This is a genomic window from Caballeronia sp. EK (assembly GCF_014384845.1).
In the GTDB taxonomy this organism is placed as follows: domain Bacteria; phylum Pseudomonadota; class Gammaproteobacteria; order Burkholderiales; family Burkholderiaceae; genus Caballeronia; species Caballeronia jiangsuensis.
This window is the reverse complement of the sequence record NZ_JACSUE010000010.1, coordinates 177,892-193,409: the sequence shown is the minus strand read 5'-3', so window position 1 is coordinate 193,409 and position 15,518 is coordinate 177,892. Positions and strand designations below refer to the sequence as shown.

Below are 15,518 nucleotides of genomic sequence, written 5' to 3'. Positions count from 1 at the left end.
TCAGAACACCCCGAACAAGCGGCGGCGGCCGCGCGTCACCGTGACCTCGTCCTTGCCGGAACGCAGAACGATCTCATCGGCCAGACGCTGAAGGACAAGGAAGTCTCCGCGGCGAATGAAGTTTGCGACGACACGATCGCCGTGGTCGAGAATGAATGGGACCGGCCACTCCTGAGCTTTGGCCGGCATGCGCATCCAGACCGCATGTCCGTCGTCGAAGACGGTTTCCGGCGTGAATTCGGCGCGGCCTTCGACGCTGTAGTCCCAGTTCAGCTTGTCAAGCGCAACACCGATGCTTCCTGAGTCCGCACCACCGCGACCGCCTGTCGCCGTCGCGTCGTCGCGTGCGCTGACGCGGGCCATCGGCGCGCGCGGGTATTGGAAGCGCACTGTCTGATAGAACATGCCACCGGCCGGCGACGCGATAAGCGTGAAGTCGTACTCGCGCAGATTCGTCGTTAGGTGAAGCGTATTGACGAGGTCCGCCTTGTGCGGCTTGATGAACACATGGTTCATCTTGTCATCGTCGATTTCCCACTGGACGCTGTCGCCCATCGCCGGGTCAGCGATCAGCTTTTCGCCCTTCTCCAGCTCGATCGTCGTTAGCTTCAGCGGTGCAGTCAGCACGCGATAGATCTGGTCGCGGCTGTACGGGAACACGCCGATGCGCGCATCACCCGGCATCGTCAGAGGATCGGCCCCGCCGTTAAATGGATTGACCGGGCTCATCGGGTCGCCAGCCACCATCGCCGCATTGAATGCCGAGTCGCTCGATGCTTTCTTAGCCTCTGCGGCCGGAGCAAGCAACGCTGCACACGCAGCGAGGATGCACATGCCGATGACCGGCCGTTTGCTGAAAATGGTTGCGGTCATGCTTATGCGGTCCGCTCGAGGCGGAAGAACGGAATGAAGATGCCGAACGGATTCGTGGTAAGAGCCTGTTCGGCCGTCGGCGCAACGATCTGATAGCGCAAGGTCAGCGCATAAGACTTCACGTCGGGCTTGCCCGTCGCGCCAGCTTGCGAGGTAGTCGTCGTGAATTCGACGAGCACGGTCGAGTCTTCGAGCAACGCGATGTTGCGTACGTCGACTTCACGAATCAGTTTTGGGTTTGCGGTTATCTGCTGGAACGGTGCGTCGGCCTTCAGCCAGTCGCGGAATTGACCGGTCGCGGCCCCGATCATTTGCGCCTTCACCGAGTTGATGTTGGCGGTCATGCGAGAGGTTTCAAGACGGTCCGAAAGCACTGGCTCGATGGTGAACCAACGAACCGCCATATCTTTGACCGTCGTCCGAACGGCTTGGGAGTCGGGCTTGTACGCGACAAGCGCGGTGACGATCGGATGACCGCCGGTGTCGGCAGACACGCCAACGACGCGCGTGACCGAAGGCGGAGGTTGCCGAGTCCAAACAGCGCCGGCCGCGATGAACGCCAGGCCGAATGACATGATCATCCACCGGTTAGCTTCAAGTGTGAGCCTCGTGCTGGTCTCGAAAACCACCTTGCTTGGATCTTCCTCGGCATATGAGCCGGGGGCCGTGGACAGCGCGGCCCGACGCTTGTTCTTGAAAAGACGCATGGCAACCCTTTGGAATGGTCACCATTGAAACAGCGCAAGCGTCCCTTTTTTGGTGGAAAGACGGCTAGTTTTGTGCGTCTTTGGACCGTGGGCTTTTCGGCCGTGCGGCTTGGGTCACCGCCGCTGGCTAGGAAATATCATGATATTGGTCGATCCGAGAAAAGGAGCATGAAAGCATGCCTCTTTCTACAAGCCCGGAATGCTATGCCGTGATAGACCGGCATGAGCTGCATCAAAGATGCGTAAGGCCGATGACAAACGTTGCTACCGACCTGCGGTCTCGGTCTTATCACGTCATGGGCGTTCCGCCTAGCAGATGACGGTCACTGTCACTCGCATGCACGCGAACCAGTGTTAGTACGGTCGCTCATAGGTGAGTGCTATGCCGTGACTGACCGCATCAACGGTGACGGAAGGAATAGTTTGGCGCATCGTGCAGAACGCGGCGAGCCGCGCAGGAAATATCATGATATTTCCTAAAGCTCGCCTGGGTTTTCGTTAAGTGCATGAATTTTCGCGTCAAATCCCTGCCGAAGAGGATGTTACGATTAGGAACAACAAGCGATTTCGGTACAAAAAGGCGCTTTTGCGCTTCTGTTGCTCTGATGTGCCCAAAGATCCTAAGACCGAGTGAGTCAAGACCGCTGGCAATGCGGAATGCTATGACGTGGAGGCTTCGCTCGCTAGCCTGCTACAGACGCGCCCATTTGACCATCGTCTCGTCCTTGTAGAACTCTACGTCTTTTCAGCACACCAACTCTTTGCAGCTCTTCGAGCGCTTCACCAAGGCCCTCGCGAATTTACGTGGCAATCGCGATCACCTTCGTGTCTTAAATTTTTGCATCCTGCGTGTCCGAGGTGGGCCGAAAACAGAATTGTGCCTTTAATCTAAAGGCCTACTCGCCCCCCAGGTGTTTTTCCAGACTTTGGACGCGCCCGCGTTGTTGGTCAGCGCGCATCGACACATCAGTAAATCAATGACTTTCGACTTATCTACGAAATCGTTAGCAAAAGACCTGCTCCTGCTCGCTTCCGTCTATCAAAGCGGACTTGGGAAGACATGGCAGAACCAGACTGAGGCTGCCGGAGCGCTCGCCAGGCTGAAAGTGACACGCGCACACATAAACCGGGCGGTGCGGCTGAATGCGATGCCCCGAGCAGTTTTGTCGCTTTTCTCGTCGACGAAGGTTAGAGACGCAACTGCTCGCGAGTTGATACGGATCGAAAACAACCTCGGAAGGGATGAACTGCAACGGCGGGCTGAAAAGATCGATGCCAAGGGCCGGAGATGGCAAGAGCTTGTAGCGATGCTGGAAGGCGTGCCGCCGCCTATTCGGAGGAGGGCCGAGTGGAAGGACGTCACACCAATGGAGCGGGCGTCGCAGTTCGCGAACGGCCTGGCTTCTAATCTGTGGTCGACCGTGGCGGAGGCGGCCACCATCACCGGTTGGGACCGGCCGAAGCTTGCAAGGGCGGTCGCAATCTCAAAGCTCCCGTCAGAAGTCCTCAGCCTGTTCGACGGATCTTATATGTCGCTAGAGGTCGGCGAGACGCTGATTGGGATCCAGAGGACGATCGGCAAAGAAAAATTGATTCGGAACGCAATGTCGCTTCACGACAGGCCCAAGCGTCGCACGACGGATAAACTGTTAAATGCACTGGCGGGGGCACGGGACTATTCGGACATGTCGTTGAAGATACGCGCAACGCCGACAAGGATTAGCTTTGAGATGACTTTCGACGTCGAAAATGCGGAGCAGTTGCTAATTGACGAGGACGAGGTGAAAGGGCACATCCAAGCGATTTTGATGTTGTCGCCGCAGCGAGAGAAACGAAAGAAGTGACAACAATGGCAGGCGTCCAACCCAGTTCATGCGCAGATCGCCGGCGCTCGGCGCGCGCGCCTTTTGCCGAATAAGCACGCCATTCAAGCCCGAAGGCGAGCCTCGCGCCCTTCTCTCCCGGAATCGATTCGAAGTGCATTCTTTTGCTGACCTCGTGCTCACATCGACGGGACGACGTGGCGGTGAGCATGATCACACTTAGAAAGTCCGGCCCTCGTTCCAAGTGCGGACATACCGGCAATGCCGTTGTTGCTCGAGCCGTCATAACGATTCGACACCTCACCAAAGAGGACGACCGTCTGACAATCCGACGCGCGATCGACTGATCGTCCTTGCTACCAAGAATGCCGGGCAACTGGATCTGCTGCAGCGCGGCCCCAGAGCCGGTGCTGATCGAGGTGAACGGTCCGTTGAGCTTCGAGGTATCGGTCCAGTACGACAGGATGACCTGGTCGTGGTTGTTGGCCGACGGCAGTATGTTCACGATGCGGTGCGCGCGCCATTTTCTTCGAAAGACGGCGAGTGTCGTGCCGTGTCACTGCAGGCTTCCCGCAAAGGAAGTCGCAACGACCTGCTACGGCAACGCTATCCGGATTGACGCGTGGGTGGTGAGCGTGGTCTCTCGGTATCCGTCAGCACATTGCTCCCGAACTGGAGCCAGCTCAGGAAGTTCGTCAAGTGGATGATGGAGGAAGGTATCGCCATGTTTAGCGCGCTCACACCGGAGCACGCGGACCGTTCGGGAATGAACCATAAAAACGTATAGCTTTCGCTGATCTGACAGCGCCCATTCCTATGTACCTTCACGGCCGTGATCGATCTCTCCGGCGAAAGTTTCGCCGAAAAAAAGCGGGGGTGACTATCCCGCGCACTTTGTAACAGCTCGTTTACATAATACGCTCAACGACTTGGCTAGCCGCGCGACTCCGTGCAACGGTATCCGGAACGCGTGTCCGTTACGTTTCATCGGCGAACAGGAGGCTGAGGCGCTGACCTGGACCGCGGGACATTCAGACATTGGGTCAGCCGAGGGACGTGGACTTCCACGAGATACGTCGCAGGGCCGCGTTCACAGCTAAGCGGCTGGAGTTGGTGAACAAAGTGAGGGCGAAACGACTCTTGAGAGTTTACTTGAAGTAAACCACGTTAACGAATATGCTCCGTCTGAAGCAAATCACCCCTTTTTTTGATGTCTACATCTAATTTTGGGGTGATTATCGAAAACTCAGGGGAAATTAATGCCCGATAGCGACGTCCTCATCTCGAAGGCGCTAGCGGTCGATGACGCGCCGACGTCGATCGCGGATCTTCTTTCCATCAAGGAACGCAGCCAACGCGCGTTCAGTCACCGGCGCGAAATGCTGCTGGAGCCGTACCCGCGGAAAAAAGCACCGGTCTTCACTTCAAGCGACATCATTTCATTGTGCAACCTGTCGCGCGATCAATTCAAGTACCTTACGAAGAAGGGAGAACTCCCCCTTGGGCATCAGCTGCAAAACAAGCGCAATAAAGAATACTCGCTGGCGGATGCCATCGCCTGGGTGCGCGGCACGACCAAGCGGGCCGTACGACCCGAAGGTATGCGCGGCCGGGTCATTGCGGTGGCGAACTTCAAGGGCGGAGTCGCTAAGACATCTACCGCGGTAGCGCTGGGCCAAGCGCTATCGCTGGCCGGTCGCCGAGTGCTGGTGATCGACTGCGATCCGCAAGGGTCGGCTACCCAGTTGTGCGGCTACGCGCCCGATGCTGAAATCGAAGAAAAGCACACGATCCTACCGTTGATCTACCGCGAACACCCCACGCTCGATTACGCGATCAAGGAAACGTATTGGCAAAACATGGACCTGATCCCGGCGTCGACGATGCTGTTCGATGCGGAGTTCGAGATCCCGAAACAGATCGCCGATGCGTTGGAGAAACGGGTTCATTTTAAGTGGTGGGACATCCTGCGTGTGGGGCTGGAGCCGGTCGCTCAACAGTACGACGCGATCATCGTCGATACCCCGCCGTCCCTAAGCTACATCACGCTCAACGCCTTAGTGGCTGCTGATGCGATCCTCATGCCCTGCCCGCCCGAGGGTCTAGACTTCGCGAGCTCCACGCAATTCTGGGATCTGGCAGCGGAGACCCTGTCCGGCGTTCCGGGTTTCGAGGAATCGAAGAATTACGACTTCGTAAGCATTCTGCTCACGAAAGCGCGCAATACGGACCTGTCGCGCAAAGTCCGACAGTGGCTGGCCGACGCCTACGGCGAACGGCTATTGCCCTTCGTGGTGCCGGAGTCGTCAGTTCAGGCCACAGTGGCCGCAGGCCTCTGTACGATCTATGACACGACGAAGTCGGACTGGAGTAGCGGCACCTACGCGCGGATTCGCGAACCGCTGGATCAGCTAACCGAGTTTGTGAACTCGCATCTTGAACGTGCTTGGAAACGGGAGGCCCGCCGTGAGTCGGTTTAAGGATCGGTTGTTTGAAAAGATGACAGTACCGGAGACGGCACCACCGCCAGCCCCGAGTGCATCGCCTTCTGCCATTGCTGCGGAAGAGCCCAGGACTTCGCCGGGACGTCTGCTCAATGCCCAGAATCGGATCATCGAATCCGACTCGAAGCGCATCGAAGCGGAGAGCAAACTGACGGACGCACTCGCGCGCATCAAAGATCTGCAGGCCACAAAGGCAACGGGCGAGGCCTTGGAGTTGCCGGTCGATAAGCTCCACGAGATTCCTGGCCGCCGGCGGTTTATGGCGCCCGAGAAATACGCGGAGCTGCGTGAGAATTTGCGACATAACAAACTGGTGCACCCGGTCGTGGTTTTGGCTCGGGAAGACGGCGAGTGGGACATCTGGTCGGGTCACCATCGCTGGGATGCGCACAAAGATCTGGGCAGGACGACGATCCGGGCAGTGTTGGGTACGGCCGAGGATGAGAACGAGGCGCGTGACGGTGCATTCTTCGCCAACCTCATGCAATCCGATTTGACAGACTACGAAAAGTACATCGGTCTTAAGCGATTCCAAGAAGGACATGCGAAGCTTACCCAGACCGAAGTCGCCGATCGCACTGGGTTAAGCAAGCAGTTCGTGAGCGAACTCTATGCCTTTGACCGCCTTCCGGCTGAAGCTTTGGCAATCATTGAGCAGAACAAGGCAATAATCGGTAGCACCGCCGTCAAAGAACTCGCCAGCATTTCGGAGGCCGGGAAAGGTCAGCGCGTTACCGAGGCAATCAAACTCCTTGCCGAGAAGAAACTCGACCAAGGGCAGACGGTGAAATACGCGCGGGTAGCGGAAACACCTGTGCGCCCGACTGCCAAGCCCGAGACATTCAAAGTCAAAGCGGGAAAGACGACTTGGTGCGATGTGCGGCGTGTAAAGAACGTGATGCGGCTGGAATTTAAGGATGAGGCCGAAGCAGCCGAAGCTCAAGAAGCGATCCGGCAGCACTTAGAGCGATTTGCGCAGTCTCGCGTCGCAGAGAAAGTATAAGTCTTTGATTTTATTGCTGTCGTGAAACCCGACAGTTTGTACCGGAGTTACGAGATGTAGACGGCTTACAAAAAACAAAAGCCTTCGGCGCCAACCGAAGGCTTTTGAATGAGGGCTTGGCTGGAAACCGTACCCCGCGACACTCCCCGACTGGAAATCGGAAAGAGCCTCAACACCTCGGAGTGTAGCGCAAGGCGGCAGTCAGTCAAGCAAAACCGATCCATTTCTTAAAAATGGGCGACTGACATGTGCATCGCGCTCGCACCCTGTGCGGCTGGCGAGGGTGACTCTCACCCTCAAAAAATCGAACCGCTCTTCACGGACACCACAAACCTGCCTTGGGTCATCTTGCGTGCCGTACATCGCGCTGCACGACTTGATGGCGTCTCGACGCGAGCGCGTGCTGTGCTCGCAGCATTGGCCCGCACTGTCGACGCAGCCAAGCCTTTTGGCGAGATCTACGCTCGTCGCACGCTGCTTAGCGAGCGCGCGATGCAATCTGAACGGACCTTCTACCGCAGCCTCGCCGATCTTGAAGCCGCGGGTTTGATCGATCGTGCCCCTCAGCGTCGCTATGTCGAAGCGGGCCTATTTGGACGCGCGTATCTGTACCTGACGCAGAAAGCTGCCGTGCTGCTTGGATTGATCGAGGAGCCCACCGTGCAGTCAATCTCCACCGACTTAGCGCAGGCTTCATCCACGAAGGCCAAACGTTTTGAGCCGCCGCATGCCAATGTGGCAGACGGTGCTAATACTAAGGATCTAAGCCCTTTAACTTTTCAAAAGAGACAACCGGGCCAAGTTCCTCAGGACCTCCAGCGCCTGCGCTCCCTGGGTTTCTTGGATTTCTTGATTTTCAAACTCATGCGCGAAGCCCGCGAGGCTGGCAAGCGTCTTTCGGACGTCGTGGAAGTCTGCTGGCAGCACTTGCGCCAGGCAAAGCGCCCCATCAATTATCTGCGCGCGCTGCTCACAAGCACAACGGACTTCGGCTACCAGATGCGAGCCAAAGCCGCGGAACTCGCTGAAACACAGGCCGTAGAAGCCGCCCGTCTTGAAGCTGAAGCCACCGTGAAGGCCTTGGACGGCCGCTCGTTCGTCGATGTATTGGGCCAGACGCGTTATACCGTCACCGATCACGGCACCACCTTGACGGTCCGTAGCATTGACGGGGTAACTCGACAGGCGGCTGGGCAGTGGTCCCAAGGCTTTATCCGAGCACTTCGAGGAGGACAAATTTCCGAAGAAACGCTTTCAAACATTACTGCCGTTGCTACGAGTGGAGATCATCGCGATCTCGACATCGAAAGGCGATTAGCTGCGACTCCGCGAGCGCTTACTGTATCTGCGGCCGAGCACCTCACTAAGCTTCGTGCGCTATGTGGGCGGGCGTGAAACTGTCGGAGTTAGAATCTCATCGGCATGCATGCCTTGTCATACCGGGCCCAGGGCCGGAAACCGAGGAATCGTTTCACGCTCTCCGACGGATCTCTGAAAAGTGACTTCGGAGGATGCGTGACAGGCCCCAGCGCCGCCTCTGATGGCTGGACGTCGTCGTCACCCCTAGCGAGGAACGTAATGGCTCTACGCAGCCTTCGCGCGCGAGCGCGGCGACGGACTCTGCCGCCGTTTGGCTCCCTTCCCGCGCGGTCGAGAGGGAGGGGCGCGCCCAAGAGTTACTTTGGGGCTCTCCCCATCTCGCTTCTCCCCTTCGACGTCGGCTCAATTCCGGGCATGCACGGGGGCTTCTCAGCGCTTTTTTTCGACGGCCCATGGCGTAAAAGGGGACGACGCACGCTTTCCTTCAAGCCTAATAAGTCCTGTTATCGGGAGAGTTGCACCGCCGGGCCAGGAGGCAACTGCGGCCACGACGAAGACCTCACATGCGAGAACCCAAGGCCCTCGCCCGAACGTGGTTGCGTGCGCGCCGTCGCGGCATCAAGATAGCGTCTCCGGCGCACGCGAGAGCGGCGTCGTTTTCAACTTTCGGGGTCAAACTAAAAATGGCAACCGGTACGGTCAAGTGGTTCAAAGACGACAAGGGTTTCGGCTTCATCACGCCCGACGGGGGCGGTGAAGATCTGTTCGCCCATTTCTCGGAAATCCGCGCGGAGGGGTTTAAAACCCTCAAGGAAGGGCAGAAGGTGACGTTTGACGAGAAGATGGGGCCGAAGGGCAAGCAGGCGGCCAACATCAAGCCGGCGTAGCATGTAGCCATCCCGGCGATCGAGCGGTCGCTGGGGCGTCGATAGAACAGGCAGAGGCGGGAAATTACGGCGCTACAGGAAAGCGCCTTGCTGCCATGGGTCGGAACACATTGCAGGCGCTGAAACCAAGCCACCTCGCCAATGAAACCTTTGTGTTCTGGCCCGAATTTCGTGAAACATAAGGCGGATTCTTCATAAACAATATAACTTATTGTTTATGAACGATAATGTATCCAAGAAGTTGGGATCGACTGTTGTGTTTCACGGGATCTATGTCTCCCGGCCAAGCGAAACGGACAGTCAATGGATCTGGTGCCGCGATGTGAGCATGTGTCTCCCTTTCGTATCAATTTGGGCCTGTTTCGTATCAGCAGATACGTTTTCTCCGCGTCAGCGGCCGAAAAGGCACCCGCTGGCCGCTGCCGTCCGCCGGCAATGGCTGCAAATGAGACACCCGGCCTTTTCGTGAACACCGCAAGGAGTGGGACCGAATCCTCGAATTAGTGCGCCGCAGCAACTCGAGCTACAATTTTAGACAGTGCTCGCATCGCACTGACTCTTGAGTGCGCCAATTCATCCGGCCCGCTTGTGTAAGCAGACCGCGTCCCCGCTCATTCCGATATCGCAAGTCGCCTTCGCCTTCAGCCCTTGAATGTCCGTGACGCGCCGGCTGCTATGCGCTCAGCCGCCGGTCACGCCATCGCCGAGCACACCTGGCCAAGGAGAATGCATGACAAGCTTTGATCGTCAGAATTCTGAGACTGCTACAACCGCGTTCGTGCCTAAGGCCCCAGGCCGACGCGGGCCCAAGGCCAAGGCCGCTGCACTTTTGCTGCCGACGGACGCGATGTCCTCGGCAACTGCAGGACGAAGAGCGGCAGCGCCAGATGCGCGCGCTGATCCAGTTGGGCAAGTCGCGCGGCTACCTGACTCACCCAGAGATCAACGATCACTTGCCCGACAACTTCGCGCAGACCGCTGCAATCGAAACCATCGTCAGCACCTTTAACGACATGGGCGTGGCGGTCTATGAGCAGACGCCGGATGCTGAGACGCTGCTGCTGAACGACGTTGCGCCGGCCGCCATGTCGGACGATCAGACTGACGAGGACGCGGAAGTCACCCTCGCAACGGTGGATTCTGAATTCGGCCGCACCACCGATCCCGTGCGTATGTACATGCGTGAAATTTGCGGGACGGAGTTGCTGACCCGCGCGGATGAAGTCGAGATTGCGAAATGCATCGAAGTCGGCATTCACGAAATGGTCCACGCGATTGCGGCCTGTCCGGCGACGGTCTCCACGATCCTTTCAAGCGTCGAGCAAATTGAGGCTGGTGAACTGTGCATTGACGAATTGGTTGACGGTCTCCATGAAGACTTCGCGGCGGCCGATGCGGGGGACTCGGACTCATCTGATTCGGCTGAGCTCACCGCGGACGCCGCCGATGGGGATGATGGCAATGACCGCAATGAGGAGAAGGCCGACGAAGAGGGCGATGAGTTTGTCGACGAATGCGGCGGTACCGAGCAGCAGGATTCGGCGAAGGCAGACAAGTCCCGTCTGAAACAGCTCACGAACGACAGCCTCGCCATTTTTGCGCGCGTACGCGAGTTGTTCGCTGAGCTTCCGCGCGCCGACACGACCCAACGCGCGGACGGGGTCGCCTTCGCACAAGTGTGTGAGGCGATGTAGCGCGAACTGGCGCCCATTCGCTTTACGGAGCGAACTATCGATCGGCTGTGCGCGGACGTGCAACAGCGGGTCGCGCAGGTACGCGCGATCGAGCGCCGTGTTTTGCAGATTGCCGTCGACCGGTGCGGGTTGCCGCGTCAGAAGTTCGTCGAGTCCTTTCCGGGACATGAAACCGATCTCGGCTGAAGCGAACGCATGGCAATGGCGTCGAACAAATATGGCGCCGCGCTCAAGCGCAGTCTGCCGGTGATTCAGGCGGAGCAGGGAAAGCTGATCGAGATCGAAGCCACCGTCGCTTTGCCGTTGCAGCAACTGAAGAGAATCAACCGGCAAATGATGGCGGCCGAGTCGAAAATGCGTCAGTCCAGGGGCGAGATGATCGAGGCCAATCTGCGCCTGGTGATCTCTATCGCGAAGAAGTACGTGAACCGCGGCATGCACTTCCTGGATCTGATTCAGGAAGGCAATATCGGCCTGATGAAAGCCGTCGACAAATTCGAATATCGCCGGGGCTGGAAATTTTCCACCTACGCGACATGGTGGGTGCGGCAAGCAGTGACGCGTTCGCTTGCCGATCAGGCGCGCACGATTCGCGTGCCGGTGCATATGATCGAATCGATCAACAAGCTCACTCGGATTTCGCGCGAGATTCTGCAACAGACCGGTCAGGAAGCGCATCCTGCATTGCTGGCAGAGCGCATGGAATTGACCGAGGAGAAGGTTCGCGGCGTGTTGAAGGTCGCCACGCAACCGGTGTCTCTCGAGATGCCGGTGGGCGAGGACGCAGACGCTACGCTTGGCGACATGATCGAAGATCCGATGGCCGCGTCTCCTGCGGATGCGGCGGTGCACGCGAATCTGCGCGCCGCAATCGACGAGGCGCTCGATGCACTGTCGCCGCGTGAAGCGAAGGTCCTGCGAATGCGTTTCGGAATCGATACCGCCTCAGACTTTACGCTAGAAGAGCTTGGCAAACAATTTGATGTGACGCGCGAACGGATCCGGCAGATCGAACACAAGGCAATGCGAAAATTGATGCACCCGAGTCACGCCGATAAGCTGCGGCAATATCTTGACCATTAAGTCACCGGCCGACGCCCCCATCGATACGACACCTCGAACGCTAGTCATCGCCATACAGGAAGCGGCGCAGGCCTGATGGGCCAAGCACGCTTTCTTGCTGACTCGTCGCCCAAAAGAAGGCGGCTGGTCGCTAACTTCAAGCGTTGTTTGCTCGTCACGACGTCGCAGGGCGAGAACAGTTGAAGCCCGGCCTTAGCATTACAGCGATATTGATTGTTGCAAAAGCTCCAGCGCTTTCAACTCGTCCAATCGACCCGTGCGTGCTTTGCCTGCCAGTGTCTTGATCAAGGCTTCCGCTACCGGCTCAATACCGTGAAGATTGTCCAGGCTGGTCACGGAAGTGGAGGGAAGCGGTACGGCTGTTTGACGAGGTAGTGTGGAAGCGGGCTGCAGCGCGATTGTGGTCGGTGAGACCGACGGGAAATGCCGCTCGCTTTCGTCAATAGAGTGACCACCAAACTCGCCAAGAGCATCACTGGCATGATCTCGCGGGCCGACATCGATTATCTCTTTCTTACTCGGGACATTTACCGACCCTGTTACGCTTTGCACATCGCCCAAGGCGTGCGGGTGAGGGGCTTCTGTCCGCGCCCTTGCAGCGGCGCGCATCCTTGGCGCGCTACTCTGAGCTGCAAGCGCAGCCGGCTCGTCGTGTTAAACGGATGCGCGACCACGCGCAGCAGGGGTCAGCAAATCTGACACCGACTCTGGGATCTCGGCCTCAGAACGCGGCGTGTCCAGCCATCCGACTGGCAAGCCTAGGCGCTCTGTGAAACGGCTTGCTTCAGCGTCGTCCATGCGTTTCTTGCCATGTAACCGGTGGGCCATGTTGGAACCGTTCATCGCCATGACCACTCCGAGTTTAACTTTTGATCCATTGCGGGTCGTCAGAACGTAGAGGTTAGCGCGTCGAATGCTTTCGACATCAGTGCCGTCGCTTAACGGCAGCGAGTGTTGCTGGGCAGTCTTTTGAGATGCTCTGGCTTTCGATGATGCGCCCTTGAGGGCAGCACCTTTCCTCGGATGTACGGCGATTTCGGGCGCTCGATTCCTACTAGCCCCGGGCAAGCCGCTCACTGTTTTCCTCGGCATTTCCGGTTCCTCTAATGAACTGACTTCAACAGATGGTGGTTGGTCGACGTTGACAGCGAACGCAGCTTACGTACTTCAGACTCTGCTTGTGCCTCATCGTCCGTTTGAACGAAGTCGAGTGGTGCCTTCAGGCGAGAAATGGTCTCGGGGGTGAGCGCTGGATGAGGCTGATCAAAAAAGCCATGCGGCAGCCCGAGCATGGCTTCCGCGACGTTCATGGGAAATCCATTACGCCCGCCCGCCGGCGAGTCACACGCAGTCGAGTCGAACCGATTCGTGACTTGAATAATTGCTCAGTGAGAGGGGACGTGCTGAACACAAGTCGCAGGGCTGTACGGATTATGTCTCGTTGAACAGATAGATCGGCATGAGCACGGATGAAGCGCCGAGCAACCATTCGATTATGTGCGCAACCGGATAAACTCAGATCAATCGATGAAAGATAGAAGACTCCAGTGAGCGCGTTGTGCCTTGTCAGTGACCGGGAACGAATTGGATGTCTCCGTACCAGGCGCGTGTCGTGGTTCCGGTATTGTCGGTATCGGTCAGCAGACCGTAGCCAGTGATGCGTCCTGGCGCTTCGTGAAAGACCTTTTCGTAGTCTTGGACGATGTTGCGGTGCACGCTTCGCCACTGGCCCGCATCGCCAGGCTGACCGGAGACGACGATCATCTGTACGCGGCCGGTATGCGGGTTGGCGATGACGCTGCTCGGCGCGGCCGACGTGGACCAGATGTACATCAGTGTTGCATAGGGCAGATCCTGGCCACCCAGGTGCTTCGCGACTTCCATGCTGGCTCGGTCGAAAAGCGACAGCTTGCTTTTGTCGCCGTCAAATACGAACACCAGTCTCGCCGGAGCATCTTCCTTCGCCCCGACGCGGTTATCGGCGCCCTCAATCGGCCCTTCCGCTTTCCAGCGCCAAACCACGACGGGTGTTTGAGCGAGATCGATATCGCCCTCGTGCATCAGGGCGGAAGCGGACCGGTTCGCGTTCGCTTGCAGGACGGTTGTCTGGCCGTCGCGAACCAGTGTGTATTCCGTCATCGACTTGCTCTTCACAACCGGCAAGTTCTTCCACCCAGCGGGCAGGGGCGCGCCTGGCTCTGCCGCTGAGAAGGCGACGCCCGGAGTTCCGCTCTGGGCGAAAATGGAGAGCGGCGACATCAAAAACGCGATGCACACGGCAACCCCGACGGACCTGGTTGTCCGTTTCCGCGATTGCAGGATGGAAAAAAGATGCATGGCTGATTGCCTTCGGCCTTAGCCTTCGTCCATTGTAGCGGACTACGTTGTCGCCACTGCATCTTGTCGAGTACTTGCTGACGCTTTCGGAATGACGACTCCTGAGGCAGTATCGTCGCGTGTCTAGAAGTTGAACATTCACGGACAGATCACGTGGTGGCATCACGACTGGTCTGTAGTCTCAGAAACGGCTGCTGCGGCAGTCAGGCGCATCCGTCGCGCCGCGCGGGCGCCGCGGTGATCAACCTAATCTTATCGCGGAGGTACCGCAGCGCATGCTAACCGACTATTCAATCGATGCTTCCTTCACCCGTGACAAGGTGTTTTAGTTCCTGAATGGAATCGGCATTCCTTCTCGTTACGAGGTCGGAGCGACCGGCTTTTCTGACGGATGCCGCATTGACCAAGGCACCTTGGCTGTCGATCCCAGTGTAGGATATCAACCGTGCTTCACGAATCGGCCCATCTGGCGATCACGCCGCGCTGCTTCTGAACTTTGATGGACGGCAATCTGTACGCGGGCCAGCGCGAGATGCTCAGACGCATTGACGAAAAGGGCTTGCATCCAGATACGCCACTGTATCGGGCCGTCATTCAATGCTCGGACCCGGAGGCCACAGCATGGGCGTAGGCTGCTGGCGTGAGCCTCGGTCTCCCGGGCAGCGAGATTATTCGCGACGACGAATACGATGGCGAAGGCGCAGACATTCGACTCGCCTTGCAGATGAATGCATACATTGGCATTCATGGTTTCGCGCACGCATGCTTCTACACGATTCGCAAGCGCGGTGCTCCCGACGCCTGGCCGCGATTGCGCTTCTGGACGCAAGAAGTTGCCGCCGACGCGGGAGCGCAGCAACTTGACTTGTCGGTAAAGCACGGAAAATCTTCAACGGTGCCGCTGTCAACGATATGACCTCTTTAGGTGATCGAGATCAAGCGATGCGAAAACTGAAACTGGACACGAAGGAATCGAGATGAATGAGAACGATGTGATCGAGGCTGCGAGAGCGAAGTGGAACGCGCAGGCGGACGTACATAACCAATGGGATGAGCTGGGCTGCGACGAAAAGCTTGAATGGGTCGGGCGAGTCGCACTCGAATCGGTGTACACGCAAGCCGTCGAGGCGTGGATGACTGAAGATGGCGAGCGCGTCATCACGGACGCCACGAAGCAAAAGATGCCGCGGGCGGTGCAGGTACCATACACCGTGCCGCTTACTCGGGCCCAATCGACCGAAAAGCTGAGCGAAGAGACCTCGAAAAACGGCGAAGCAGACTGACTCC

12 protein-coding genes and 1 pseudogene are annotated in these 15,518 nt (G+C 57.9%); 8 read left to right on the top strand and 5 right to left on the bottom strand.

All coding sequences use genetic code 11. The features are described from left to right. Together IAG25_RS28245 and IAG25_RS28240 are read right to left on the bottom strand one after the other, a co-directional pair. Positions 1-873 carry a TrbG/VirB9 family P-type conjugative transfer protein gene (locus IAG25_RS28245; protein WP_187607752.1) on the bottom strand — a complete coding sequence of 291 codons (873 nt, stop codon included), beginning with the start codon at positions 871-873 and terminating at the stop codon, positions 1-3. Positions 874-875: 2 nt separating this feature from the next. After that, positions 876-1,580 (bottom strand): type IV secretion system protein, encoded by a 705-nt coding sequence (locus tag IAG25_RS28240; RefSeq protein ID WP_187607751.1) that lies wholly within the window; start codon positions 1,578-1,580, stop codon positions 876-878. Between the two features lie 977 nt (positions 1,581-2,557). On the opposite strand from IAG25_RS28240, the gene IAG25_RS28235 reads away from it, so the two are divergent. The 6 genes and pseudogenes from IAG25_RS28235 to rpoD all read left to right on the top strand — a co-directional run bounded on the left by IAG25_RS28235 (position 2,558) and on the right by rpoD (position 11,894). Then, a complete protein-coding gene (locus IAG25_RS28235) occupies positions 2,558-3,424 on the top strand; it encodes a hypothetical protein (protein WP_187607750.1) in 867 nt (288 codons plus the stop codon). Positions 3,425-4,662: 1,238 nt separating this feature from the next. Beyond that, on the top strand, positions 4,663-5,883 hold the full coding sequence (locus IAG25_RS28230) for a ParA family protein (protein ID WP_187607749.1): 1,221 nt from the start codon (positions 4,663-4,665) through the stop codon (positions 5,881-5,883). Further along, positions 5,870-6,910 carry a ParB/RepB/Spo0J family partition protein gene (locus IAG25_RS28225; protein ID WP_309243977.1) on the top strand — a complete coding sequence of 347 codons (1,041 nt, stop codon included), beginning with the start codon at positions 5,870-5,872 and terminating at the stop codon, positions 6,908-6,910. Before IAG25_RS28230 ends, IAG25_RS28225 begins: the two co-directional genes overlap by 14 nt. 246 nt (positions 6,911-7,156) lie before the next feature. After that, the gene (locus IAG25_RS28220; RefSeq protein ID WP_187607748.1) at positions 7,157-8,305 is read left to right on the top strand and encodes a hypothetical protein; all 1,149 of its coding nucleotides are present in this window, start codon (positions 7,157-7,159) and stop codon (positions 8,303-8,305) included. A 608-nt stretch (positions 8,306-8,913) separates the two neighbouring features. After that, positions 8,914-9,117, top strand: coding sequence for a cold-shock protein (locus IAG25_RS28215; RefSeq protein WP_035504549.1), 204 nt, complete (start codon positions 8,914-8,916; stop codon positions 9,115-9,117). Between the two features lie 730 nt (positions 9,118-9,847). Beyond that, positions 9,848-11,894 (top strand): annotated as a pseudogene (gene rpoD / locus IAG25_RS28210) (RNA polymerase sigma factor RpoD). Between the two features lie 198 nt (positions 11,895-12,092). Here the strand turns inward: rpoD and IAG25_RS28205 are convergent. From IAG25_RS28205 to IAG25_RS28195, 3 genes are all read right to left on the bottom strand, one after another. Continuing rightward, positions 12,093-12,503, bottom strand: a complete 411-nt coding sequence (locus IAG25_RS28205) for a hypothetical protein (RefSeq protein WP_187607747.1) — start codon at positions 12,501-12,503, stop codon at positions 12,093-12,095. Between the two features lie 494 nt (positions 12,504-12,997). Beyond that, on the bottom strand, positions 12,998-13,204 hold the full coding sequence (locus IAG25_RS28200) for a hypothetical protein (protein WP_187607746.1): 207 nt from the start codon (positions 13,202-13,204) through the stop codon (positions 12,998-13,000). 256 nt (positions 13,205-13,460) lie between these two features. Continuing rightward, positions 13,461-14,231, bottom strand: a complete 771-nt coding sequence (locus tag IAG25_RS28195) for a DUF3047 domain-containing protein (RefSeq protein ID WP_187607745.1) — start codon at positions 14,229-14,231, stop codon at positions 13,461-13,463. Positions 14,232-14,871: 640 nt separating this feature from the next. Between IAG25_RS28195 and IAG25_RS28190 the strand changes: the two genes are divergently transcribed. Next, the gene (locus IAG25_RS28190; RefSeq protein ID WP_187607744.1) at positions 14,872-15,147 is read left to right on the top strand and encodes a hypothetical protein; all 276 of its coding nucleotides are present in this window, start codon (positions 14,872-14,874) and stop codon (positions 15,145-15,147) included. Between the two features lie 61 nt (positions 15,148-15,208). Then, a complete protein-coding gene (locus IAG25_RS28185) occupies positions 15,209-15,514 on the top strand; it encodes a hypothetical protein (RefSeq protein WP_187607743.1) in 306 nt (101 codons plus the stop codon). Positions 15,515-15,518: the final 4 nt, after the last annotated feature.

Excerpts from the sequence above, each read along its gene's own strand:
- IAG25_RS28195 (WP_187607745.1), bottom strand. The coding sequence starts at position 14,231 with ATGCATCTTTTTTCCATCCTGCAATCGCGGAAACGGACAACCAGGTCC.
- IAG25_RS28205 (WP_187607747.1), bottom strand. The coding sequence starts at position 12,503 with ATGCGCGCCGCTGCAAGGGCGCGGACAGAAGCCCCTCACCCGCACGCC.
- IAG25_RS28235 (WP_187607750.1), top strand. The coding sequence starts at position 2,558 with ATGACTTTCGACTTATCTACGAAATCGTTAGCAAAAGACCTGCTCCTG.
- IAG25_RS28245 (WP_187607752.1), bottom strand. The coding sequence starts at position 873 with ATGACCGCAACCATTTTCAGCAAACGGCCGGTCATCGGCATGTGCATC.
- IAG25_RS28220 (WP_187607748.1), top strand. The coding sequence starts at position 7,157 with ATGTGCATCGCGCTCGCACCCTGTGCGGCTGGCGAGGGTGACTCTCAC.
- IAG25_RS28185 (WP_187607743.1), top strand. The coding sequence starts at position 15,209 with ATGAATGAGAACGATGTGATCGAGGCTGCGAGAGCGAAGTGGAACGCG.
- IAG25_RS28200 (WP_187607746.1), bottom strand. The coding sequence starts at position 13,204 with ATGAACGTCGCGGAAGCCATGCTCGGGCTGCCGCATGGCTTTTTTGAT.
- IAG25_RS28240 (WP_187607751.1), bottom strand. The coding sequence starts at position 1,580 with ATGCGTCTTTTCAAGAACAAGCGTCGGGCCGCGCTGTCCACGGCCCCC.
- IAG25_RS28215 (WP_035504549.1), top strand. The coding sequence starts at position 8,914 with ATGGCAACCGGTACGGTCAAGTGGTTCAAAGACGACAAGGGTTTCGGC.
- IAG25_RS28230 (WP_187607749.1), top strand. The coding sequence starts at position 4,663 with ATGCCCGATAGCGACGTCCTCATCTCGAAGGCGCTAGCGGTCGATGAC.